General features: G+C 63.1%; 19 protein-coding genes. 10 read left to right on the top strand and 9 right to left on the bottom strand.

Translation table 11 applies throughout. From position 1 onward, the window contains the following. The first annotated feature begins 1 nt into the window (after position 1). On the top strand, positions 2-934 hold the full coding sequence (locus ILT42_RS09175; RefSeq protein WP_204215206.1) for a Gfo/Idh/MocA family protein: 933 nt from the start codon (positions 2-4) through the stop codon (positions 932-934). A 3-nt stretch (positions 935-937) separates the two neighbouring features. Here ILT42_RS09175 and ILT42_RS09170 read toward each other — a convergent pair whose 3' ends face one another. After that, on the bottom strand, positions 938-1,795 hold the full coding sequence (locus ILT42_RS09170; protein ID WP_204215203.1) for a dienelactone hydrolase family protein: 858 nt from the start codon (positions 1,793-1,795) through the stop codon (positions 938-940). Next, positions 1,767-3,293 carry a DHA2 family efflux MFS transporter permease subunit gene (locus ILT42_RS09165; RefSeq protein ID WP_204215201.1) on the bottom strand — a complete coding sequence of 509 codons (1,527 nt, stop codon included), beginning with the start codon at positions 3,291-3,293 and terminating at the stop codon, positions 1,767-1,769. The genes ILT42_RS09170 and ILT42_RS09165 overlap by 29 nt, the downstream gene beginning before the upstream one ends. A gap of 177 nt (positions 3,294-3,470) precedes the next feature. Between ILT42_RS09165 and guaB the strand changes: the two genes are divergently transcribed. Both guaB and ILT42_RS09155 read left to right on the top strand, forming a co-directional pair. Beyond that, positions 3,471-4,961 carry an IMP dehydrogenase gene (gene guaB, locus ILT42_RS09160; RefSeq protein WP_204215199.1) on the top strand — a complete coding sequence of 497 codons (1,491 nt, stop codon included), beginning with the start codon at positions 3,471-3,473 and terminating at the stop codon, positions 4,959-4,961. 8 nt (positions 4,962-4,969) lie between these two features. Continuing rightward, positions 4,970-5,404, top strand: a complete 435-nt coding sequence (locus ILT42_RS09155) for an MAPEG family protein (RefSeq protein WP_204215197.1) — start codon at positions 4,970-4,972, stop codon at positions 5,402-5,404. Positions 5,405-5,431: 27 nt separating this feature from the next. Here the strand turns inward: ILT42_RS09155 and ILT42_RS09150 are convergent, their stop codons facing one another. Then, positions 5,432-5,575: a hypothetical protein gene (locus ILT42_RS09150; RefSeq protein ID WP_204215195.1), complete on the bottom strand. Its 144-nt coding sequence runs from the start codon at positions 5,573-5,575 to the stop codon at positions 5,432-5,434. A 121-nt stretch (positions 5,576-5,696) separates the two neighbouring features. Here ILT42_RS09150 and ILT42_RS09145 point away from each other — a divergent pair, with 121 nt between their 5' ends. The 5 genes from ILT42_RS09145 to ILT42_RS09125 all read left to right on the top strand — a co-directional run bounded on the left by ILT42_RS09145 (position 5,697) and on the right by ILT42_RS09125 (position 10,275). After that, positions 5,697-6,995, top strand: a complete 1,299-nt coding sequence (locus ILT42_RS09145) for an RsmB/NOP family class I SAM-dependent RNA methyltransferase (RefSeq protein WP_204215193.1) — start codon at positions 5,697-5,699, stop codon at positions 6,993-6,995. A gap of 70 nt (positions 6,996-7,065) precedes the next feature. After that, a complete protein-coding gene (gene guaA, locus ILT42_RS09140; RefSeq protein ID WP_204215191.1) occupies positions 7,066-8,631 on the top strand; it encodes a glutamine-hydrolyzing GMP synthase in 1,566 nt (521 codons plus the stop codon). Positions 8,632-8,685: 54 nt separating this feature from the next. Beyond that, positions 8,686-9,135 (top strand): ribose 5-phosphate isomerase B, encoded by a 450-nt coding sequence (rpiB, locus tag ILT42_RS09135; protein WP_204215189.1) that lies wholly within the window; start codon positions 8,686-8,688, stop codon positions 9,133-9,135. Positions 9,136-9,356: 221 nt separating this feature from the next. Beyond that, on the top strand, positions 9,357-9,659 hold the full coding sequence (locus ILT42_RS09130) for a hypothetical protein (RefSeq protein WP_204215187.1): 303 nt from the start codon (positions 9,357-9,359) through the stop codon (positions 9,657-9,659). Positions 9,660-9,915: 256 nt separating this feature from the next. Beyond that, positions 9,916-10,275: an ArsC family reductase gene (locus tag ILT42_RS09125; protein ID WP_204215185.1), complete on the top strand. Its 360-nt coding sequence runs from the start codon at positions 9,916-9,918 to the stop codon at positions 10,273-10,275. 104 nt (positions 10,276-10,379) lie between these two features. Here the strand turns inward: ILT42_RS09125 and ILT42_RS09120 are convergent, their stop codons facing one another. Next, positions 10,380-13,751 (bottom strand): Ig-like domain-containing protein, encoded by a 3,372-nt coding sequence (locus ILT42_RS09120; protein ID WP_204215183.1) that lies wholly within the window; start codon positions 13,749-13,751, stop codon positions 10,380-10,382. 234 nt (positions 13,752-13,985) lie between these two features. Here ILT42_RS09120 and ILT42_RS09115 point away from each other — a divergent pair, with 234 nt between their 5' ends. Further along, positions 13,986-15,110, top strand: coding sequence for a helix-turn-helix transcriptional regulator (locus tag ILT42_RS09115; protein WP_204215182.1), 1,125 nt, complete (start codon positions 13,986-13,988; stop codon positions 15,108-15,110). A 173-nt stretch (positions 15,111-15,283) separates the two neighbouring features. Here the strand turns inward: ILT42_RS09115 and ILT42_RS09110 are convergent, their stop codons facing one another. The 5 genes from ILT42_RS09110 to ILT42_RS09090 form a co-directional block, all read right to left on the bottom strand. Next, positions 15,284-18,358 (bottom strand): tandem-95 repeat protein, encoded by a 3,075-nt coding sequence (locus tag ILT42_RS09110; protein ID WP_204215180.1) that lies wholly within the window; start codon positions 18,356-18,358, stop codon positions 15,284-15,286. 272 nt (positions 18,359-18,630) lie between these two features. After that, the gene (locus ILT42_RS09105; protein ID WP_204215178.1) at positions 18,631-20,514 is read right to left on the bottom strand and encodes a TRAP transporter large permease; all 1,884 of its coding nucleotides are present in this window, start codon (positions 20,512-20,514) and stop codon (positions 18,631-18,633) included. A 39-nt stretch (positions 20,515-20,553) separates the two neighbouring features. Further along, entirely contained in the window at positions 20,554-21,174 is a 621-nt protein-coding gene (locus tag ILT42_RS09100) for a TRAP transporter small permease subunit (RefSeq protein WP_204215176.1), read from the bottom strand. Between the two features lie 177 nt (positions 21,175-21,351). Then, positions 21,352-22,785: a TRAP transporter large permease gene (locus tag ILT42_RS09095; RefSeq protein WP_204215174.1), complete on the bottom strand. Its 1,434-nt coding sequence runs from the start codon at positions 22,783-22,785 to the stop codon at positions 21,352-21,354. Positions 22,786-22,827: 42 nt separating this feature from the next. Beyond that, on the bottom strand, positions 22,828-23,373 hold the full coding sequence (locus ILT42_RS09090; protein ID WP_204215172.1) for a TRAP transporter small permease subunit: 546 nt from the start codon (positions 23,371-23,373) through the stop codon (positions 22,828-22,830). Between the two features lie 301 nt (positions 23,374-23,674). Between ILT42_RS09090 and ILT42_RS09085 the strand changes: the two genes are divergently transcribed. Continuing rightward, entirely contained in the window at positions 23,675-24,349 is a 675-nt protein-coding gene (locus ILT42_RS09085) for a tetratricopeptide repeat protein (RefSeq protein ID WP_204215170.1), read from the top strand. Positions 24,350-24,363 lie beyond the last annotated feature (14 nt).

The raw sequence follows: 24,363 nt of genomic DNA, 5'->3' as shown, positions 1-24,363 counted from the left end.
CGTGGCGCTGCATCGGATCGGAATCATCGGCCTCGGCAAGATCGCCCAGGACCAGCACCTCCCATCGATCCGCGGCAACCCGGATTTCGAGCTCCTGGCGGTATCCAGCCAGCGGGGGCTCACGCATGAGGATGCGCAGCATACCTTCACGGACTGGCGGGATCTTCTGAAGCTTCCGGAGCTGGAGGCGGTTTCGATCTGCACGCCACCGCAGGTGCGCCACGAGATCGCTCGCGCGGCGCTGCTGGCGGGCAAGAGCGTTCTCCTGGAAAAACCCCCGGCCGCGACCTTGAGCGAGCTGCAGGACCTCAAGCTTCTCGGGGAGCGGGTGGGCAAGACGGTCTATACGACGTGGCACGCCCAGCATAACCGGGGCGTCGACGAGGCGAGGGCGGCTCTGGCCGGGCAGACCATCACCCGCCTCCTCGTGACCTGGAAGGAGGATGTCCGGCACTGGCATCCGGGCCAGGAATGGATCTGGCAGGCGGGCGGCTTCGGCGTCTTCGATCCGGGCATCAACGCTCTGTCCATCGTCACCCGCATCATGCCCGAGCCCGTCTTCGTGACGAAATCGGACCTTCAATTCCCGTCGAACCGAGACGCCCCCATCGCGGCGGACCTCGTTTTCACGTCGAGCCAGGGTGGCGACCTCAAGGCGGTGTTCGATTGGCGCCAGACCGGCCCGCAGAGCTGGGACATCGAGATCGACACACAGGAGGGACGAAGGCTCAAGCTCTCCGGGGGCGGCAGCCGCCTGGAGATCGACGGCCGCGTGGTCGTCGACGAGAAGGCGGAAGAATACGAGGGCATCTATGCCCGTTTCGACGAGCTGCTGAACACAGGCCGATCCGAGGTGGACGACGCGCCGTTCCGTCTCGTGGCGGATGCCTTCATGATCGGACGGCGCATCGCGGTCGAAGCCTTCGATGATTAGGCCTCAGGCCAGATACTTCTTCAGGAAGCCGATGGTCCGGCTCCAGGCCAGGTCGGCGGTGGCCTTGTCGTACCGGGCCGCATTGGTATCGTTGTTGAAAGCGTGGTTGGCGCCCTCGTAAACGAAGATCTCGTAGGTCTTGCCCGCCTGCTTGAGAGCGGCTTCATAGGCGGGAATGCCCGCATTGATGCGCTCGTCCAGCCCGCCATACTGCAGGAGGAGGGCCGCCTTGATCTTCGGCACGTCCTCCGCCTTGGGCTGCCCGCCGTAATAAGCGACGCCCGCCGCGAGGTCCGGATCGTTGACCGCGAGATTGTTCACCGCGCCGCCGCCCCAGCAGAAGCCGACCGCGCCGACCTTGCCGTTTCCGTCCGGCAGCGCCTTCAGGTAGGCGACCGCGGCTTTCCCGTATGCAACGGCGTTGGCAGGGGTGATCTGGCCGATCATCTCGCGGCCCTTCTCCTCGTCCGCCGGGGTGCCGCCAGCGGGGGAGAGGTAGTCGAGCCCGAGCGCAATGAAGCCGTCCGTGGCGACCCGACGGGTCACGTCCTTGATATGCGGGTTCAGACCCCGATTTTCATGGATGACGAGGACCGTCGGCAGCTTTCCGGTGGCGGATTTTGGTTTCGCCAGATAGCCCTTCAAGCCTGAAACCCCAGGAATGTCCACGGTTTCGACGGTGATGCGAGGATCAGCTTCCTCCACCGTTTGGGCATGGGCGTAGTTGTTCTGCAGGATCGGCAAAAGGGCCGTCGCGGCGGCCGTGCTGCCCGCGAGCGCCGCCAGCCGGTCCAGGAACGCGCGCCGGTTCATCCCACCATGGGTGAAGTCGTCATACAGGTCGATGATCTTCTGGTCCATCGGCGTCTCCTCGGTCCATCGGGGTCGCTTTTCCACTCTGGGCGGTGGACATAGTGCGCCCAGCGGAGCCTTCCATGCCATCTCCGAGGCCGGTCGAGGGGGGTTGCCGCTTCACGTTGCGGTGACCGGACAGTTCGGCCCCTGCGCGGGGGTCGAGGCGTGAGAACAGGAGAGCCGAGAGGCTCGACACGACCGCCACGGTGATGAAGGCCGGGCCGAAGTCCCTGGCCGCCAGGCCTGGGTCCCCATGATACGCGGCGGCGGTCTCCAACGCGAAGGCGCCGAGCGCGACGCCGATACTGAGGGAGAGCTGCTGGACCGCGCCTGACAGGCTCGTGGCATAGCTCATATCCCGATTCGATACGTCCGCGTAGGCGATGGCGTTGATGCTCGTGAATTGGAGCGATCGGAACCATCCTCCGACGAACAGGAAGCTCATGATCAGCCAATAGGGCGTCGATGGCGTGAAGAACCCGTTGGCCGCCACGAAGGCCGCTCCGATCACGGCATTCACGGTCAGGAGCGCCCGGAAGCCCATATACTCGAGCACCTTCTTGGCCGACGTCTTGCTGAACAGGGCGCCGACTGCCGCGATGAAGGTGAGCGACCCGGATTGGACCGGGCTGAGGCCGAACCCGATCTGGAGCATGAGGGGAAGCAGGAAGGGGATCGCTCCGATGCCGACCCGGAAGAGAGAGCCTCCCAGGATGCTGATGGTGAAGGTCGGGATCCGGAAGAGCTTCAGCTGGATGACCGGATGAGGGGTGCGCTTCGCGTGGAAGTAATAGGCGGCCAGGGCCGCCGCGCCGATCACCACGCAAGCCGCCGACACCTCGACCGGGATCAGGTGGCGCCCGCCGGACGCGAACCCCAGCATCAGGAGCGCCAAACCGATGCCGGACAGGATGAATCCCAGCCAGTCGAGGGGCGGGGTGTTCTCCTCCTTGATGTTGGGCACGTAGAGGGTGGCGAGCACGATACCGACGAGCCCGATGGGAATGTTGATGAAGAAGATCCAGCGCCAGTCGAAATAGGTGGTGATGAAGCCCCCCAGAGGCGGGCCGATCACCGGGCCGATGAGGGCAGGGACCGTCAAGGTGGCCAGGGCGGAGACGATCTCGTTTCGTGGAACGCTCCGCAGGATCACGAGACGTCCGACAGGCACCATCATGGCGCCGCCCATCCCCTGGAGGAAGCGGGCCATCACGAAGCCGGGAAGCGAGTTCGCGGCCGCGCAGGCGAGCGACCCCACCATGAAGACTCCGAGCGCCGCCCGGAAGATCGTGCGCGCCCCGAACCGGTCCGCCATCCAGCCCGAGATCGGGATGAAGATGGCGAGGCTGACCAGATAGGATGTAAGGGCAAGCTTTAGCGCGATCGGGTCCTCGCCCAGGCTCTGCGCGATCATCGGCAGGGATGTCGCGATCACCGTGGAATCCGTGTTCTCCATGAACAGGGCGGTGGCGATGATCAGGGGCAGCAGGCGGGACTGACGCATAACCGTTGGGACTTAGCGCGACGCTCCCCCGTTGCAAAGAAGCGCTGGCGCGGGGCTGACCTGCCGATTCCGTCTTACGGGTCCCCTAGGCGAAAGCTAAAGCCCATGCTACGGACCCTCGCCAACTCTATGCCGCGCTGCGGCGTAACCCACCTTAGCTCATATCAGGAGTTGGCCATGGCCCGCATTCTCGAAGAGATCATCGAGGGATTGACCTTCGATGACGTCCTGCTCAGGCCCGGCCGCTCCGAGGTTCTGCCCGGCGACGTGAATGTAGGGACCCGTCTGACCCGGACGATCCACCTGAACTTGCCCATCATCGCCTCGGCGATGGACACGGTCACCGAAGGCCGGATGGCCATCGCCATGGCCCAGAACGGGGGGCTTGGCGTCATCCACCGCAACCTGGAGCCGGACCAGCAGGCCGAGCAGGTTCGCCTGGTGAAGCGCTACGAATCGGGCATGGTAATGAACCCCATCACCATCCACCCGGACGAGACCCTGGCCGACGCCCTGGCCACCATGAAGCACCACGGCATCTCCGGAATCCCAGTGGTGGAACGCGGGCCCAACGGCTCCAAGGGCAAGCTCGTCGGCATCCTGACCAACCGCGACGTGCGCTTTGCGACCCACCCGGACCAACCGGTCTCCGAACTGATGACGAAGGATCGGCTCATCACCGTCCGCGAGGGCGTGAACCAGGAGGAGGCCCGCCGGCTCCTCCACCAGTTCCGCATCGAAAAGCTCCTGGTGGTGGACGACCATTACCGCTGCATCGGCCTCATCACCGTCAAGGACATCGAAAAGCAAGTCGCCTATCCGAGCGCCTCGAAGGACGAGCAGGGGCGGCTTCGGGTCGCCGCCGCCACGACGACGGGCGACCAGGGTTTCGAGCGGGCCGAGATGCTCATCGATGCGGGCTGCGACGTGATCGTGGTCGACACGGCCCACGGTCATTCCGTGAAGGTGCTCGATAGCGTCGCCCGGGTGAAGAAGCTCTCGAACTCGGTCCAGGTCATCGCCGGCAACGTGGCGACCCGCGAGGGCGCGCAGGCGCTCATCGACGCGGGCGCGGACGCCATCAAGGTCGGCATCGGCCCCGGCTCCATCTGCACCACCCGCATCGTGGCAGGCGTGGGCGTGCCCCAGCTCACCGCCATCATGGAGGCCGTCGAGGCGGGCGCGAAGGCCGACGTGCCGGTCATCGCCGACGGCGGCATCAAGTTCTCGGGCGATCTCGCCAAGGCCCTCGCGGCGGGCGCGTCCTGCGCCATGGTAGGCTCGCTTCTGGCGGGCACGGATGAGACCCCCGGTGAGGTGTTCCTGTGGCAGGGTCGTTCCTACAAATCCTATCGCGGCATGGGGTCTGTGGGCGCCATGGCGCGCGGCTCGGCCGACCGCTATTTCCAGGCGGAGGTCCGGGACACCCTGAAGCTCGTGCCTGAGGGCATCGAGGGACAGGTTGCCTATAAGGGTCCCGTATCCGCCGTGCTGCACCAGCTCGCGGGCGGCCTCCGCGCCGCCATGGGCTATGTGGGTGCCGCAACGCTGCCGGAGTTCCAGGACAAGGCGCAGTTCATCCGCATCACCAGCGCCGGCCTGCGGGAGAGCCACGTCCACGACGTGACGATCACCCGGGAGAGCCCGAACTATCCGACCCGCAGCTGAGGCACCCCATGAGCGTATCCGCGATCCTTCTGCCCGTCTTCGTCCAGGTCGGCCTGATCTTCGCCCTGCTGCTCTGGATGGGGCGCTCCCGTATGGGCGCGCTTCGCTCGGGCGAGGTGAAGGTGAAGGACATCGCTCTCGGCGAGCGCAATTGGCCCAATCGCGCCACGCAGGCCGCCAACGCCTTCAGCAACCAGTTCGAGATCCCGCTGCTGTTCTTCGTGCTCGTGGCTTTCGCCATGATCACCCGCAAGGCGGACATGCTCTTCGTGGTGCTCTCCTGGATGTTCGTGGCGAGCCGGTTGGTCCATGCCCTCGTCCACACCACATCCAATCAGGTGCCGTTGCGGTTCATGGCCTATCTGGCGGGCGTGATCATCCTGATGATCATGTGGGTCGTTTTCGCTCTGCGGATTTTCGCGGCGCAGGCCGGGGTCGGATAGGGCGACGTGGGGACGCCGCCCTTCCGGTCACATGCGACGGCCGCTCTCCAGCTGGGTCTTGGCATCGAGAGGCTTGGCGGGGGGCGCCGTCATGGTCTGGGGCGGCGTCGTGGCGCAGGCCGCAATGGCGAGGGTCAGGCCCAGGGCCAGGATGCGGGCGAGGTTGATCATCGGTAAGCTCTCCGGAATGTGTCGTGCGGCATGCACGCGCACCCGTCATACAAGTCCGATCGCGATGGAATCCAGGTAATATTATGACAATTTTACGGCCCAGCTTGAGTGTGGTTTTACGATGACACCCGCCGCCCGCATCTCCGCTGCCATCGAGGTTCTGGAGGACATCGAGGCCCGCCGCCGTCCCGTGACGGACGCGCTCAAGGACTGGGGCCTGTCCCATCGCTTCGCCGGGTCCAAGGACCGGGCCGCCATCGCGAGCCTCGTCTATGACGCCCTGCGCCGGAAGGCCTCCGCTGCCTGGGTCATGGGCGACGGAACACCGCGCGCCGTCGTCATGGGGATGCTCAGGCTCCAGCGTGGCCTGGACGGGCCGGCCATCGCGAACCTGTTCTCCGGCGACCGCTTCGCACCCCAGCCTCTCACGGATGCGGAACGCCAGCGCCTCGAGACCGGCTCGCTCAAGGACGCGCCCGCGCCCGCCGCCGGCGATTTCCCGGACTGGATCGAGCCTTCTCTCCGCCGGGTCTTCGGAGACGATCTCGTCCCGGAGCTGCAAGCCCTGACCGCGCGGGCGCCACTCGACCTGAGGGTCAACACCCTGAAGGTCTCGGGCCGCGAGGAGGCGCACGACGCCCTGCCGCATCTCGGCGCCGTCGAGACGCCGCTCTCGCCCCTCGGTCTTCGCATCGCACCGAGCGAGGATGGACGAGGGCCCTCGATCCAGTCGGAGCCGGAGTTCATCAAGGGCTGGATCGAAATCCAGGACGAGGGCTCGCAACTCGCGGCGCTCCTGTCGGGCGCCAAGCCGGGCGAGCAGGTGGTCGATCTTTGCGCGGGCGGCGGCGGCAAGACCCTGGCGCTGGCGGCCATGATGGACAATCACGGCCAGCTCTATGCCACCGATTCCGACGCCCGCCGCCTCGCGCCCATTCACGAGCGCCTGACCCGCGCCGGTGTCCGCAACGTCCAGGTCCGTACACCCCGTGCGAAGGCCGATGCCGTGACTGATCTCGACGGCCGGATCGACCTCGTCTTGGTGGACGCTCCCTGCACCGGCTGCGGCACTTGGCGGCGTAACCCGGATTCCAAATGGCGCCTGCGCCCCGGCAGCCTCGAGGCCCGGCTGAAAGATCAGGCTCTCGTCCTCGACCGGGCCGCAAGGCTTTTGAAACCGGCTGGGCGGATCGCCTACATCACCTGTTCGATCCTGCCCGAGGAGAACGACGACGCGGTGGCCGGCCTTCTGGAGCGCGAGCCGTCCCTGTCCGCCGCCCCCGTCGATCAAATCCTGCGGGAGGCCGGTCTACCCCAGCTGAAGGATAAGGTCCGGGTCACCGCGCACGGGCTTCAGCTGACCCCGGCCCGGACGGGAACCGATGGATTCTACCTCTCGATCCTGAGGCGCGGCACATGATGGGACTTTTCAGCCCAAACCCGTTAAGAGCCTAGCTCAAACAATCCCTCTCAGCCGCGATGCCCTGCCCATGACCCAGACCACCGACTCCCACGACAAGATCCTCATCGTCGATTTCGGCTCCCAGGTAACCCAGCTCATCGCGCGGCGCGTGCGGGAGGAGGGCGTCTATTGCGAAGTGGTGCCGTTCAACAAGGCCGCCGAGGCCTTTCGCGACATGAAGCCTAAGGGCGTGATCCTCTCGGGCGGGCCGGAATCCGTGACCCTGGAGACCTCGCCCCGCGCTCCCCAGGACCTGTTCTCGGCCGACGTGCCGGTCTTCGGGATCTGCTACGGGCAGCAGACCATGGCGGCGCAGCTTGGCGGCGAGGTCGAGGGCGGGCACCACGCGGAGTTCGGCCGGGCCGAGGTGGAGATCCTGCGCGACAGCCCTCTCTTCAAGGGCGTTTGGCACAAGGGCGAGAAACACCCGGTCTGGATGAGCCACGGCGACCGCGTCACCAAGCTGCCGGACGGCTTCGAGGCCATCGCGGTCTCCCCCAACGCGCCGTTCGCCATCGTGGCCGACGAGACCCGGCATTTCTACGGCGTGCAGTTCCACCCGGAGGTGGTGCATACGCCCCAGGGCGAAATCCTGATCCGCAACTTCGTGCGCGACATTGCCGGCTGCCGGGGCGACTGGACCATGAAAGCCTTCCGCGAGGAGGCGACGGCCCGCATCCGCGACCAAGTCGGCCGGGGCCGCGTGATCTGCGGCCTCTCGGGCGGGGTCGATTCCGCCGTGGCGGCGGTGTTGATCCATGAGGCCATCGGCGAGCAGCTCACCTGCGTGTTCGTGGATCACGGCCTGCTGCGCGCGGCCGAGGCGGAGCAGGTCGTGACCTTGTTCCGGGATCACTACAACATCCCGCTGGTGCATGTGCAGGCGCAGGACCTCTTCATCGGTGCGCTGGAGGGCGTCTCCGACCCGGAGGTGAAGCGCAAGACCATCGGCAAACTCTTCATCGACGTCTTCGAAGAGGAGGCCAAGAAGATCGGTGGCGCGGATTTCCTCGCACAGGGCACGCTCTACCCGGACGTGATCGAGAGCGTATCCTTCACGGGCGGTCCTTCCGTGACCATCAAGAGCCACCACAATGTGGGCGGGTTGCCCGAGCGCATGAACATGAAGCTCGTGGAGCCGCTGCGTGAGCTGTTCAAGGACGAGGTAAGGGCGCTCGGGCGCGAGCTCGGCCTGCCCGACGCCTTCGTGGGCCGCCACCCCTTCCCGGGCCCGGGTCTCGCCATCCGCGTGCCCGGCGAGATCACCCGTGAGAAGCTGGACATCCTACGCAAGGCCGATGCGATCTACTTGGAGGAGATCCGCAATGCCGGCCTCTACGACGAGATCTGGCAGGCCTTTGCGGTGCTGCTGCCGGTGAAGACCGTGGGCGTGATGGGGGATGGGCGCACCTACGACCACGTCTGCGCCTTGCGCGCCGTCACCTCCGTCGACGGCATGACGGCGGATTTCTACCCCTACGACATGAAGTTTCTCGGCCAGGTGGCGACCCGCATCATCAACGAAGTCAAGGGCATCAACCGCGTGACCTACGACATCACCTCGAAGCCGCCCGGCACGATCGAGTGGGAGTGAGGGCGCATCGTCGACTCCCACCCACACGCATCCTCCGCGAAAGGTCAAGGATCCATGGTCACCGCCAACCGCATCGTGCTCTCCAGCGACCACGCCGCCATACCGCTCAGGCAAGCGATTGCGGCTCATCTTGCGGCAGCTGGCTGGGTGGCGGTGGATATCGGGCCGACGACACCGGAGAGCACGCCCTATCCGAAGCACGGCGAGGCGGCGGCGCGGCTCGTCGCTTCCGGGGATTGCCGGTTCGGTATCGTCCTCTGCGGCACCGGCCAGGGGATCATGATGGCGGCGAACAAGATCAAGGGCATCCGCTGCGGCGTCTGCAGCGATCCGTTCTCCGCCCGCATGATCCGCCAGCACAACGACGCCAACATGCTGTCGCTCGGAGCCCGCGTGGTCGGCGAGGGGCTGGCGCTCGAGATCGTGGATGCGTTCCTGCACGCCCAGTTCGAAGGCGGGCGGCATGCGACGCGGGTGGACATGATCGATGTGCTGGAGCGCTAGAGCCGGCTATCGCGAGGTCTTGGCCTAGGTTGCTTAGAGGGCGGTGAGCGTAAAATTGCGCAGTTTGAAGGCATATTGTGCTTCACTGACATTATAAGTCTGTGCTTTGTTTTGAAAATTGCTCTTCTATCTCAGTGTTTTTTCAGTTGAGGGTTTTTGTATTCGACGAGATCATCAAGAAAGGCCATTGTAATTGTATTTCTTATTGATATGATCAAGCCATGACATACACCGCGAAACTTGCGATCTTTCCGCCGTTGAAAGCACCCATTCCGTACGAAGGTATCGCCGAAGAGTTTGCGACAATGGATGCTGCATGGGCCGCCGCATACTGCACACTCAAAGCGGTTATGGATGGTGAGATCGCTGAACTGGCGCCCCGACTTCGCGAGGGAATTCAGTTGGCGCAATTGACATACATAGAGCCTCTAACGGAGGTCCACGGTTTCTTGATCTATGATCGCACGGGCGCCGAGGTAGGTAACTGGACCTCACTCGATGAGGCCTTGGCGCGATATACCTGAAGATGACGAAAACCGGTTTCCAAGGATCTCGCTTCTGCGGTTCTTCTGTGGGATTGCTTCGGCGGTGGTAAAGACGTGGCATCGGTGGTCAATTGGATATTGGCTGGATGATCTCACATCGGTTCGACGCCGAGAAAAGGATATGCCGTCTTAACTTATTCCAAAAAAGTCATCCAGAATTAAGATAGAACGCAAACCTCGCTAAGGGCGAACCCGAGTTAGCCTTCACCTGTCACTTTTCGGGCTAAGGATAAGAATGGCGACAACTGATATGTCCCTCCTCTACGGGATCAAGAACTGCGACACGATGAAGAAGGCGCGTGCTTGGCTCGATGCGGCTGGCGTGCCCTATGTGTTTCACGATTACAGGAGCCAGGGCATCGACCGGGCGCGCCTCGAGGGTTGGGCCCGTCAGGTGGGTTGGGAAACTCTCCTCAACCGGTCGGGCACGACGTTTCGGAAGCTGCCGGATGATGAGAAGGACGGCCTCGACGAGAGGAAGGCTCTGTCCCTCATGCTGGAGCACCCGTCCCTCATCAAGCGCCCCGTGCTCGACCGGCAGGGTCAGGTGATCGTCGGCTTCAAACCCGAGACCTATGGGTCGGTCTTCTCCTGACGATGTCGCGCTTACTCTTGAGCGTCCGAGAGGCCCCTGTCATCGATAACTAACCCCGCCGGTTGCCCGGCGGGGTTTTTCGTTGCGGTCGTACCTGAGCGCAATCAGACGATCAGGAAGTCCTTGTCCGTCATCTTCAGGTTCTTCGACAGGGTTGCAAAGACGATCGCGGCGCCCTTGCCCGATCCGTCGGCGTCATAGGACAGGGTGCCCTTCTTGCTGTTGTAGATCAGGTAGTCGTTGGCGTCCTGAGCCTTCGTGCCGACGGTGAAGAAGTCCTTGTCCAGCTTGCCGGGCTTCTTCTCCGTGCCCTTGCCGAGCTTTTTGAAGATGGCGTTGTCGAGCTTCATCGTGTCGTCCTTCACGTTGAAGTCCGTGATCGTGTCGACGTTGCTCCGGTTCTTCGTCAGCTTGGTGTCGAACACGAAAGTGTCCTTGCCCTTGCCGCCGGTCAGGATGTCTCGTCCGAGGCCGCCCGAGATGACATCACGGCCCGCACCGCCCACGATCACGTCGCTGGTGGCCGTGCCCGCCACCTGCTCGCCGACCACGTCGGTCAGGTAGACCGTCAGGGCCTTGTCGAAGGTGAAGCCGCCGGCATCCGTCGCCCGCACGATGATGGTATGGCTCGTGGCCTGCTCGTAATCGAGGCCGAGGCCGTCGGCCACGACGAGGTTTCCGTTTTGGACCGAGAAGCGGCCGCCGGCGTCATTGAGGAGGGCGAAGTTGAACGAGGAATCGCCGTCCAGATCGAAGGCCGACAGGGAGCCGACCACCGTGCCGGAAGCCGAGTTCTCGGCCACGACCGCGTTGGACAGCCCGATATCGCCCGGAGCATCGTTGACCGGGTTGATGCCGATCGCGATGGTCTTCTCGGCGGACGCCCCGCGGGCATCCGTGACGACGACCGTGAAACTGTCATTGCCGTTCAGGTCCTGACCGGGCGTGTACACGAAGGTCCCGTCCGCGTTCAGCTGAACCACGCCCTTCGTCGGAGCCGAGCCCGCCTTCAACGTATAGGCCAGGGCCTCGCCGTCATAGTCGCTGGCGCCGACCGAGCCGGTGATCGCGACGTCCTCGTTCGTCACCAAGGTCAGGGCAGCGCCGACGACCGGTACGAAGTTGACGGCGTTCATGGCGGTCACGATTTCCGCCACACCGAAGAAGCGGCCGTCCCCCGTCTGGCGAGCCTCGAACACCTCCCGTGCGAGCTGCATGATGTAGGTGTCGTCGTCGAGGTTCGCGTAGGCTTCGGCGAGGGCCAGGGTGTAGGGATCGGCCCTGAGGGCGGCGACCCGGTCCTGGACGTCTTCGTCGCTGCTCGTCGACCATTCGGCGATCAGGCTCGCGCGGTCCTCGTATACGGCCGCGACGGTGTCCCGCAGGGCGTCGACCATGGCGTCTTCGTCGGCAGCGCCATCGAGGCTCGTGATGAAGGCCTGCTTGTTGAACTCGGTCTCGACATGGAGGCTCAGCGCCGCCTTGATGTCCGAGACGCTGGCGAAGGCGCCGAACAGCTCCTTGATCTCATCGACTCCGAGCGCGACAGCCTTCTGGCGTCCGCCGCCGTCCGGAAGCTGCTGATACAAGGCGTAGGCGTCGGTATCGAGCAGAGAAACTGCGAACTCGTCGATGACGGCCATGAGGTTTGCGACGTTCGAGGACGTGGCTTGCTCCGTGGCATCGTTGAAGATTTCAATGATGGCATCGTCGCTCGCGGCCTGGAGGGCCGTGACGATCTTGCCGACGCCGAAGAACTTGTCGCCGTCGAGTGCGAGGCGCGCCTCGTAGACCGCACCCGCGATCTTCGAGAGGTAGGCCTCGTTGTCGACATGCGCGGCCACTTCCACGAGAGCCTTGGTGTAGGGGTCCGCCTCGAGCTGAGCCACCCGGGCCAGAACGGCCGGCAAATCGCTCTCGGACCAGGCGTCGATGAGATCCTGTCGGTCGGCATTCACGGCTTGGATCGTGTCGGAGATGGCCTCCGCCATGGCATCCGCATCGACCGCGCCGTCCAGCGCGTTGATCAGCACATACTTGTTGTGCTCTACCTTGACCTGGGTTGTCACGGCGTCTTGCAGCGTCTCGATGTTCTCGAAGTTGCCGAAAAGCCTCGCGATTTCCTGGACACCTAGCGCGACGGCCTGCTGGCGTCCGCCGTTCAGGGGGAGGTCGTCAAGAAGGTCGGCCGTCGTCGAATCGGTCAGCTGGCCGGTGAAGCCGTTGATCAGATCGAGAATGGTCGAAGCGTCCGGATCCGCCTTGGCAGCGTTGACGGCCGCAACCAGGGCGCCGCTATCGGCCTTGAGGATCGCGTTGACGATGGCCGTGACCCCGAAGAAGGGCCCGGTGCGGGATTCCACGAGGGTCTCGGCGAGCGACGAGACGAAGTCCGGATCCTCGTTGCCGTCGGCGACGTATTTCAGAACCGAGGTGTAGACGTCGTAGGAGAGGGCCGCGGCCCGGGCCTGGACGGCGTCCGGCTGCTCCACGCCGCTCCACTCGAGGATGAGGGCCTGGCGATCCTCGCTTGCATTGTCGACGGCCTCACCCAAAGCGGCCTTCATCGAGGCGACGTCCGTCGCCGCGTCGATGCCGGTGATAAGCTCCTGCTTGTGAAACTCGGTCGTCACATGGAGCTTCACGGCCTTCTGCAGATCCGGGAGGGTCGCGAACGAGCCGAAGAGGTCGCGATACTCCTCGATGCCCAGGCCAACGGCCTTCTGGCGTCCAAGGCCGTCCGGCAAGGCGTCGTAGTTGGCGAGGTCGGCGCCATTCAGCAGATCACCCTTGGCTGCTTCCAGAATGGCGATGATCTCGTTCTCGTCCGCCGCATTGTTGACAGCGTCGAGCAGCGCTGCGCCCGTGGCTTCGTCAATCGCCGCCGCGACCGGCAGCACACCGTAAAACTGCTTCTGCGGGGTCTGCTCCCGAGCCGCGAAGAGGTCCTGCGCGAGAGCGGAGACGAAACCTTCGTCGTCGAGATGATCGGCCACGTACTTGAATGCGACGGTATACAACTCGGTCTGGAGATATGCGACCAAGCCTGCCGCCGGAGCGCCCAGGCCGGAGAGAAGCTCGATCAGATCCTGACGGTCGTCGCTCAGCTGACCGGCAAAGGCGACGATCGCGGCTTCGACCCCGTCGGCGTCGACGGCGCCGTCGATGGCCCGGATGAACTCCTGCTTGGCGTACTCGGTGTTCACGTTGAGGGTCAGGACCTGCCTGATATCGTCCACCGACTGAAAGGCGCCGAACGTCACCTTGAAGGTGGTGAGGCCGTTGGCGACAGCCTCCTGACGGCCGAAGCCGGCCGGGAAGGTGTCGTATTGCGCCAGATCGCTCAACAGAGGCCCGTTGTTGTCGGGGTCTTCATTCGAAAGCAGATCGGCCTTGTGAGTCTCGATTGCGCTCACCAGAGACTCTGCGTCGGCCGCCTGGTTGAACGCGGTCAGGATTTCTAGATCAGTCGCCATGGGTCTTGTCGATCCTTGATTTTGGCTCCCGCCTGCTGCGGGCCCCCATCACCTCGGATACACTCCACGATTGAAGTTCCGCATCACCCAAACGGGATACGTTCCTCTACGTTATACAAAAGCATATATGGTTGACTAAGCGAGGAATTTATTATAATTCGAAATATAAACTTGTTTGAAACTAGTTTACATGAATCAACAATCCCCAAGCTGAGTCATATAAAGTACTTACTAATGTATTTTGATGATTTTGAACGCCTCTCTCTAGTTGGAAGCATTTATAAGGCTGTTCCTTCTGAAGAAGAATGGCGTCATGTGCTTGAGAAAATCAGCTTATATTTCACGGCTGAGGGAGCCTTGATGGCGCCGCTTCCGAGTATAGGGGAGCGTTGGATCTGGACGGATGGTCTCGAAGGACTCGTCAAGACTTTTACGAAAAACAATTGGAACGGGAAAAACGATCGGCTGAAACGCATGCAGGCCATCGCGCGCGGGCAGGCCTTTTCGGCCGTGGATCAGATGCTTTTCACGGAAGAGGAAAGGACCCATCTGCCCTTCAACGCCGAGTTCATCCGCAGAAACGGCTTCGGCCCCTTCGCGGCGGCGATCTTCTATCCCAGGCCGGATCAGCCGGTCTATCTCACCATGGAACGCCGAATGAGCCGCCCGGGGTTCGAGAGCGGTGAGAAGGCCGAACTGGACCGGCTCTTGCCTCACATCCAGCAGGCGTTCTACCTCTCCAGGCAATTCCACGCGTCGCAGGTTTCGACGACCCTGGAGGCTCTTCACAAGGTCGGCAATGCCGCTTTCATTCTAACCGCGACGGGTCAGGTGGCGGCCATGAACCGCCGCGCGGAGCACCTCCTGGGCACCGCGTTCTTGCTCCAGAACGGCGAATTGGCGGCCTGTGCGCGTGAGTCGAAGGCTCATCTCAAGCAGTTCATCAAGGCCTTGTTGACATCCGCTGAGGGAGATGTCCCGCCGGATCCACGGTGGCTCAAGGTTTCGCGGCGCGAAACCGAGCCGGTTTGGGTCCAAGGAATGCCGATCCTGGGTGCCGTGCGCGATATTTTTCAATCAGGACGCGCCATCCTGATCGTCGCCGACCCTCTGGACAAAAAGAGCCCGGCCGTGCCGGTGCTCAAGCAGGCCTTCGATCTGACGACGGCCGAGGCGGGAATTGCCGTCGCGCTGGCCAAGGGGCAGGATACGAGCGAGATCGCCAGCACGCTGAGCATCAAATCCGACACGGTGCGCCTGCATATCAAGCGGATCTTGAAGAAGACCCAGACGTCTCGCCAGCCCGAGCTCGTGTCCCTGCTCAAGGACCTCTCGTTCCGCTTCGATCAACAAAACTGAACGCGGACGCAACGGTGCTCCGCGCGATCCGTCGCGCGGCCTTCCGCCTGCATGACAAGAAGGGCGGGCCTCCCGCGAAGCCTGCCCTCCCGGTGCGGTCGAAAAATCGACCATCCTGTAATCTGAGACCCAGCCTGTCAGAGCGGACCGCTCAGGCGGTCCGCTCGATAGGATCAGACGATCAGGAAGTCCGTCGCGGCCAACTTCAGGTTCTTCGACAGGGTGGCGAACTGAACCGCCGCCTTCGAGCCGACACCGTCGGCGTCATAGGAGAGGGCGCCGTTCTTCTTGTTGTAGACGATCTGAGGGGTCTGATCGTCGACAGCATTGCTGAAGCTGAAGAAATCCTTCTTCAGCTTGCCTGGCTTCGCCTCCGAGCCCTTGCCGATCTTCTTGAAGACCGAGGCGTCGAGGGCGATCTTGTCCTGCTTCACCTTGAAGTCGGTCACCTTCGTGACGTTCTTGCCCTTGGCGAGCTTCGCGTCGAACACGAACGTGTCCTTTCCGGCGCCGCCGGTCAGGACGTTCTTGCCGACGCCGGCCATGAACTTGTCATTGCCCGCGCCGCCGACGAACACGTTGTTACCGGCCGTGCCGATGAAGGTCTCGTTCAGAACGTCCGTCAGGGAGACCTTGAGGGCCTTGATGAAGCTCAGGCCGCCGGCATCGTTCACGCGAACCGAAACCATGTGGCTGCTGGCCTGCTCGAAGTCGAGACGGGTGCCGTCCGCTACGACCAGGTTGCCGCCCTGGATGGCGAACCGGCCGCCGGCATCGTCAACCAACGCATAGGTGAAAGCGGCATCGCCGTCGATGTCGAGAGCCGACAGGGCTCCCACGAGCGTTCCCTTGGCTGAGTTCTCGGCCACGCTGCTGTTGGACAGACGAATGTCCGAAGGAGCGTCATTCACCGGGTTGATGTTGATGGAGATGGTCTTCTCAACAGAACCGCCGTGACCATCGCTGACAACGACCGTGAACTTATCCGAACCGTTGAGATTCGCGCCCGGCACGTAGGTGAACTTGCCGTCCTTGAACGCTACGGTCCCCTTCGTCGGGGCTCCACCCGCTTTCAGAGCGTAAGTCAGTGTGTCGCCGTCGACGTCCGTCACGCCGATATCGGCTACCAACTGGACATCTTCGTTCGTGGTGAACGTCGTGTTGGCGTTGGCGACCGGTGCATCGTTAACCGCTGTCACGTTGATCGTGAACGTCTTCTCGACGGATGCGACACCGTCCGAGACAACGACCGTGAACATGTCTGTACCATTCGCATTAGCCGCCGGTGTGTACGTGAACTTACCGTCTGCAAAGGTCACAGCGCCCTTGGCAGGACCAGCACCCGTTTTCACGGTATAGGTCAGGACATCTTCGTCCAAGTCGGACGCACCGACATCGGCAGTAAGCGCCACGTCCTCGTTCGTCGCCAGCGTGTCCGTCGGCTTGTCCACCGTCGGAGCGCGGTTCGCCGTCAGGTTGATCGTGAAGACCTTCTCGACGCTTCCGCCGTTCCCGTCTGAAACGACGACCGTGAAGCTGTCGCTGCCGGTTGCATTGTTCGCCGGCGTATAGGTGAACCGGCCTTCCGCGAAGGTCACGGTTCCCTGTTGGGGTTCAGAACCACTCTTGACCGCGTATTGGAGGGTGTCGAGATCGACGTCCGAGGCATTGATTGCCCCGCTGACGGGGGACCGCTCTCTGGTGGTGAAGGTCGCCGTGGCAGAATCGACGATCGGAGCGTCGTTCACGGGCGTAATGTTGACCGTGAAGGTCTTCTCGACCGTGGCAAGGCCATCGGAGACGACGACCGTGAAGGTGTCCTGACCATTGGCGTTGGCAGTCGGGGTGTAGGTGAACTGATCGTCTGCAAACGTGACCGCGCCTTTGGACGGACCTGCTCCAGTCTTAACGGCGTAGGTGAGAGTGTCGCCGTCCACATCGGATGCGCCGACAGCAGCCGTCAGTGCATTGTCTTCGTCGGTGGTGACCGTCGCCGTGGCAGCATCAACGACCGGGCCGGAATTGGCCGAGAAGTTGATGGTGACGGCCTTCTCGATGCTCCCGCCGTTGCCGTCGGTGACGACGATGGTGAAAGTATCGCTTCCAGTCGCATCATCGGCGGGGGTGTAAGTGAATTGGCCGCCTTCGAACGTCACAGTGCCCTTGGTCGGGGCGGCGCCGTCCTTGATTGCGTAATTGAGAGTGTCGCTGTCAGCATCAGAAGCGCCGACGTCTTCGGTGAGAGCCGTATTCCGGCTCGTCGTGAAGGTCGCCGTGGCAGCATCGACCGTCGGCGCGTCGTTGACGGCGGTTATGGTGATGTTGAAAGTCTTCTCGATCGACAGGTCACCGTCTGAGATGACGACCGTGAAGGTGTCGGTCCCGTTGAAGTTGGCCGCCGGCGTGTAGGTGAAGCGGCCGTCAGAGAACGTAACCGTGCCATGCGCGGGTGCGCCGTCATCAGCCAAGGCGTATTCAAGTTCGTCGCCGTCGACGTCCGAGCCACCGATCACATCGCTGACTGAACCATCCTCTTCCACGCTATAATCCGTTTCGCCAGCGACGACGGGCGCGTAGTTGATGGCGTCGTTCGCAGCGTCCATGGCGCCGATGATTTCCACCACACCGAAGAAGTGACCATCACCAGTAGCGCGAGCCTCAAGCAGGCTCTCGGCGAGGTCCTCGATGAAGGCCGGGTTTGAGGCGATGCGATCGCTGATGGCCTTCAGTACCAACGTATAGTCGTCAGCCCGGAGTTCAGCCACGCGCGCAGTGACAGCCTCAAGATCGGATGTGCTCCAGGACGCGATCAATGCCTGCCGATCAGCGTTCACGGATGCGAGCGTACCCTCAAGCGCGACGACCATGGACGCCACATCCGTGGCTGCGTCGAGAGCCTGGATGAAGCTCTGCTTGTTGAACTCCGTATTCACATGCAGCGTGAGGGCCGCCTTGACATCGGAGAACGACGCGAAAGTGTAGCCTCCGAAGAGCTTGGCTACCTCCTTGACACCAGTTGCGACGGCACCTTGGCGTCCGAGGCCGTCGGGAAACGTGTCATATAGGGCGAAGTCAGGCGCTTCGAGAATCTCGGCGGCATGTTGCTCGATCGCGGCGAGCAGCACGCTCATTTCGGCGTCCTCAGCGACGGCCGCATTGAAAATCGATAGGAGTTCAGCTTCGGTAGCCATTTCTTGACGTTCCATGGTTGTGGCTCGCCTTTTTGGCTCGCCCCCAACCGGGGCCATACAAGCTTGGCTTTAGGTTCCGCGCCCTCCAAATAGAGGGGATTACCAAACGTTACAAAGATAATTGAAGTGTTTAGTTAAATCGTTGCAGTTTTGCACCGCTGCATTTGATTATAGGTTGCATTCAACTCATAAAATGCATTCTGTGATTTAAGTGACGACTTGTCAGTCTTCTCTGGTCCCGCAGCTCCACACCGCAAACCGTCGCCGGCGCTCTTGTGCCGAAAGAAAAGGGGCGGCCCCGTTTGGAGACCGCCCCTTGGAAAGACTGCCTACTGGATCTTCGGTGGCTCGTCGAGATTGATCGGCGGCAGGCCGCCGGGACCGTCCAAGCCCGGAATCGTGATGGCGTCGAGCTTCTGCTGCACGGCAGCCGGATCGACCACGGCACCGGCCGCCTTGTAGTGCATCACCATTTGGGGGAACGTGACCACGAGGGCCACCATGATGAGCTGGATCACCACGAAGGGCACGGCGCCCCAGTAGATCTGGCCAGTGGTCACCGGTTCCATCCGTTTGCCCGTAAGCCGGTCGACATAAGGCACTTTCGGGGCCACCGAGCGCAGGAAGAACAGGGCGAAGCCGAAGGGCGGGTGCATGAACGAGGTCTGCATGTTCACGCCCAGGATCACGCCGAACCAGATCAGGTCGATGCCGAGCTTGTCGGCGGCCGGGCCCAAAAGCGGGATGATGATGAAGGCCAGCTCGAAGTAGTCGAGGAAGAAGGCCAGCAGGAACACCAGGATATTGACCACGATCAGGAAGCCCACCTGGCCGCCCGGAAGCGAGGTCAGGAGGTGCTCGACCCAGATGTGGCCGTTCACGCCATAGAAGGTCAGCGAGAACACCCGGGCGCCGATCAGGATGAACAGGACGAAGGCCGAGAGCTTCGCGGTCGCCTCCGTGGCCTGCCGCAGCAGGGTCCAGTTGAAGCGCGCCGGGTTGTTGTCGATCTTGCGCTTGATGGCGGCCAGGATCACCGAACCGAGCGCGCCCATGGCGCCGCCTTCCGTCGGGGTCGCGACGCCGATGAAGATCGTGCCGAGCACCAGGAAGATCAGCAGCAGGGGCGGCACCATCACGAAGGTGACCTGCTCGGCCATCCGGGACATGAGGCGCACGCCCGTGAAGCGCTCCACCAAGCCGACGATGAGAGAGTAGAGGGCGCCCGCCACCAGCATCTCGGCCAGCAACGCATAGTTCTCATGGCCTCCCCGCAGGAGCAGCACGTAGGCTCCGATGAGCAGCGCCGTGAGAACGGCCGAGAGGGCGACCCGGCTCGCCCCGAGGAAGCGGTTCATGATGGCGCAGATGAGTGCCACAACGGTGGAGGCGCAGATCGTCAGGATCACGAAGTCCGAGCCGCCTTTGATCTCCGTCTGCGACAGGGCGTAATAGCCCATCAGGCCGGAGAACAGGACGAGGATGCCAAGCTGCCACACGCCGCGCGCCCCGTCCGGCTCCCGGTACCCGATGGCCTCCGGCGGCAGGCCGGGGGCCGATTTCGGGTAGAGCATGGACATCAGGAAGACGTAGCCGGCATAAAGCGCCGTCAGCACGAGGCCCGGAATGAAGGCGCCCTCGTACATGTCGCCCACGGAGCGGCCGAGCTGGTCGGCCATGACGATGAGAACGAGGGAGGGCGGAATGATCTGGGCCAGCGTGCCCGAGGCCGCGATGACGCCGGAGGCAAGGCGCCGGTCGTAGCCGTAGCGCAGCATGATCGGCAGCGAGATCAGGCCCATGGAGATCACCGAGGCCGCCACGACGCCCGTGGTGGCTGCCAGGAGCGCTCCCACGAAAATGACGGCATAGGCGAGGCCGCCACGGACTGGGCCGAAGAGCTGGCCGATGGTGTCGAGAAGGTCCTCGGCCATGCCCGAGCGTTCGAGCACGAGTCCCATGAAGGTGAAGAAGGGCACCGCCAGGAGCACTTCGTTCGACATGGTGCCGAAAATGCGGTCGGGCAGGGCCTGGAGGAGGGGCCAGGAGAGCGTGATGGTCTCCGGCGCCAGGGGCGCCAGCTCGACGGCGATGAAGAAGAACAGCAGCCCGTTGGCGGCCAGCGCGAAGGCGACCGGATAGCCGAGGAGCAGGAAGATCACGAGGGCGCCGAACATGATCGGCGCGAGGTTCTGGGCAATGAATTGGGCCATGGGGCAGCTCCGGAATAATCTGCGTGGGATCAGAAAGGGTTAGCTGATGCCATCGCCCGGAGGTGTTCCGGTCTTGGGGTTGTTGGCCGTGCCGAGTTCGGTCAGGAGGCGTTCCGCCTCCGCCTCGGCGCTGTGGACCGCCTCATGCTCATCGACGAGGTCCCCTCGGATGATGGCGACCCGTTTGATGAGCTCGCTGAGCCACTGGAGGATAAGAAAGGCGAAGCCGAGGAGAATCAAGCCTTTGGCCGGCCAGATCAGCAGCCCTCCCGCATTCGATGAGACCTCGCCCGACGCGAAGGACCGCTCGAAATAGGGGACCGACAGGTAAAGCATGAGCGCGGCGAAGGGGAAGAGGAAAAAGAGGTTCCCGAAAAGGTCGATATAGTCCCGCCCGCGCTTGGAGAGCTTGCTGGAGATGATGTCGATGCGGATATGCTCGTTGACCTTGAGGGTCCAGGACGCGCAGAGCATGAAGACCGCGCCGAACAGATACCACTGCAGCTCGAGCCAGCCGTTGGACGATACGCCGAAGATGCGGCGGATGATGGCGTTGATGGCCGAGACCAGGATCGCCACCACGATGGCCCAGGCCGCGATCTTGCCGATGCGCTCGTTGAGGGCGTCGATTCCGCGCGACAGTTGAAGCAGTCCAGCCACAGCCAATCCTCCCGGTTCGTGGGTAGGGCCAATCTCAACCGGGCATTAGCGAAGTTTCGCGGCGCTCGCTAGTCTTCAGATCTATCGATCACACATTGTGATGGACACCCGAAGGCGATCTGGCGACCAGGCAAGTCCATGGGAAGGAGCCGGCTCGCGAACCGGCCTCAGGCATCGTCAGAACTTCGGCGGCTGGTCCAAGCCCGGCAATCCGCCTGGCTCAAGCCCGGGGATCGTCAGGTTGTCGAGTGTCTTCTGCACCTCGGTCTGGTCGATCACCGAATGCTCCCCGATCCAGTAGGTCACAGACCCCGGCCAGAGAATGACGATGAGAACCAGGATGATCTGGAGGATGATCCAGGGGATTGAGCCCCAGTAGATGTCTGAACTCTTTACCTCCTTCGGTGCGATGCCCCGGAGATAGAAGAGGGCAAAGCCAAAGGGCGGGTGCATGAAGGAGGTCTGCATGTTCACGCATAGAAGCACGCCGAACCAGACAAGGTTGATGTCGAGCGACTTGGCGACGGGCACCAGCATCGGGATCACGATGAAGGCGATCTCGAAGAAATCGAGGAAGAATGCCAGGAAGAACACGAAGATGTTCACGAAGACCAGGAAGCCGAGCTGGCCGCCGGGCAAGCCCGACAGGATATGCTCGATCCACTTTCCGCCGTTCACGCCCTGGAACACGAGGCTGAAGACCGTCGCGCCGATGAGGATGAAGATCACCATCGCGGTGAGACGCATGGTCGAATCCATGGCGTTCCACAACAGACTCCAGGTCAGGCGGCGGTGCAGGGCCGCGAGGGCGATGGCGCCGACCGCACCCATGGCGCCCGCTTCGGTCGGCGTCGCGAGGCCCATGAAGATCGTTCCGAGCACCAAGAAGATAAGGACAATGGAGGGCACCATGCCCCACAGAACCTTCTTGATCAGGGGCCAACCGTGCAGGGTCCGCGCCTCCGGCGGCAGGGGCGGCACCCGGTGCGGCTGGAGGATGGACACGCCGGCGATGAACAGCACGAACAGAGCCACCTGCAGGATCGACGGCCCAATGGCGCCCAGATACATGTCGCCGACGGAGACGCCGAGCTGGTCGGCCAGCACCACGAGCACGAGGGAAGGCGGGATAAGCTGGGTGATGGTGCCGGATGCCGCGATCACCCCTGTGGCGATACGCATGTCGTAGCCGTATCGCATCATGACCGGCAGGGAGATCATTCCCATGGCGATCACGGATGCGGCCACCGTGCCGGTAATGGCGCCGAGCACCGCGCCGACGAAGATCACCGCATAAGCCAAGCCGCCGGGGATCGGCCCGAAAAGCTGCCCGGTCCCGTCGAGCAGGTCTTCCGCCAGCCCGGATCGTTCGAGGATCACGCCCATGAAGGTGAAAAACGGGATCGCGAGCAGGAGCTCGTTCGACATGATGCCGAAGATCCGGTAGGGCAGCGCCTGCAGGAAGCTGACGGTGAAGTAGCCGATCTCGATGGCGATGAGGCCGAAGAAGAGCCCGAGCGCCGCTAGGGAGAAGGCGACCGGGAAGCCCAGCAGCATGAACGCTATGAGCCCGACGAACATCAGCGGGGCTGTGAGACCGTAATCCAACATCGTTTTGGTCTTTCGGAAGGTTCGGCGGCTGCCGGGCGTCGCTTACTGCAAGGGTTTCTCGTACGCGGCGATCTCGCCCGCCGGAGCCTCGCCTCGGAGCGCGGCGATGCGCTTGATCATCTCGGAGACGCCCTGGAGCACCATCAAGAAGAAGCCGATCGGCAGCAGCATTTTCACGGGCCATAGGATCAGCCCGCCCGCATTGGACGAGGTCTCCCCCGAATAGACGCTGGAAATCGCGAAGGGCCAGGCCAGGTAGAGGATGAAGATCACCGCTGGGAAGTAGAAGAAGATCAGGCCGAAAACGTCGATCCAGAGCTTCTGACGGTCGTTTCGGGATCCGTAGAAGAGGTCCACCCGCACGTGCTCGTTCATTTTGAACACATAAGGGGCCCCCAGGAGGAAGATGCCGGCGAACATCTGCCACTGGATCTCAAGCCAGGCGTTGGAGGATGCATTGAACATGTAGCGTGAAAACGCGTTCCCGGCGCTGATCATGCACGAGAACAGGACCAGCCAGCTCGCGATGACGCTGACCCCGCCGTTCAGTCGATCGATCGCGTGGCTCAGAGCCAGGAAGCGTCCCATGTCTTCGATCCTATATCCTTGGCGTACAGCGTAAATCAGGCTTGGGCGTCAGCTACAATTCCGACTTAAGGCTACTCCCTAAGGAATATCCCCGCGACCCGATCACTGGCCGCGCAAGAAGATGGTCACCCTTATTCACGTTTCGAAACAAAATACCAGAGAAAGGTTGCTCAATCTGATGCGGGTTGCCGCACCGCCCGGCGCTCCGGTCGCCATATGCGCCCCGCCTCTCGCCTTCGCGGGAAGCCTATGCTAGGCGACCCACTGGTTTTATGGAGGCGGCCTGGGCCGCAGGAGCATTATGGCGCCGAACGACGAGTTCATCCGCGAGGTCGACGACGAATACCGCCGGGACCGGGTCGCCCAAATCTGGAAGCGGTACAACGGCGTGATCATCGGGGCCCTCATCCTGCTGGTGGCGGGCGTCGGCGGATGGCGTTACTGGGAGCATTACCAGGAAACCCGCGCCCAAGCCGATGCGGTCCGCTACGACGAGGCCCTGAAGCTGGCCCGCGCGAATGGGCAGGACACGGAGGCCCAGGCGGCCTTCGAGGCTTTGGCCAAGGACGCCTCGGGCGGCTACGCCCTCCTGGCCCGTTTCCGCCTCGCCGCGGATCTCGGCAAGGAAAGCGCCGAGAACGGCGCCACCGCCTATGACGCTCTGGCCGCCGATTCCAATGTCCCCGCCCTGTGGCAGGACCTCGCCCGCGTGCGCGCCGCTTGGCTGCGCAGCGACATCGCCGACCCTGCCACCTTCCGGCCGGCCCTGGAGCGGATCGCGGTCCCGTCGAACCCCTGGCGTCATTCGGCCCGGGAGCTTCTCGGGCTGTCCGGCCTGAAGGCCAACGACATGGAGTTCGCCGGCCGCTGGTTCGACCAGATCGCCGCCGACCGCGAGACGCCTCCAGGCCTGCGCCAGCGCCTGGAGATCTACACCGCGCTCGTCGCAGGCGGTCCGATCCCGGCCACCCAGTAATCCCTTCAGCCGCA

Origin of the sequence: Microvirga pudoricolor (genome assembly GCF_016892705.1) — a bacterium.
Classification (GTDB): Bacteria; Pseudomonadota; Alphaproteobacteria; order Rhizobiales; family Beijerinckiaceae; genus Microvirga; species Microvirga pudoricolor.
The sequence above is the reverse complement of the archived record's forward strand: the minus strand, read 5'-3'. Positions and strand labels throughout refer to the sequence as shown.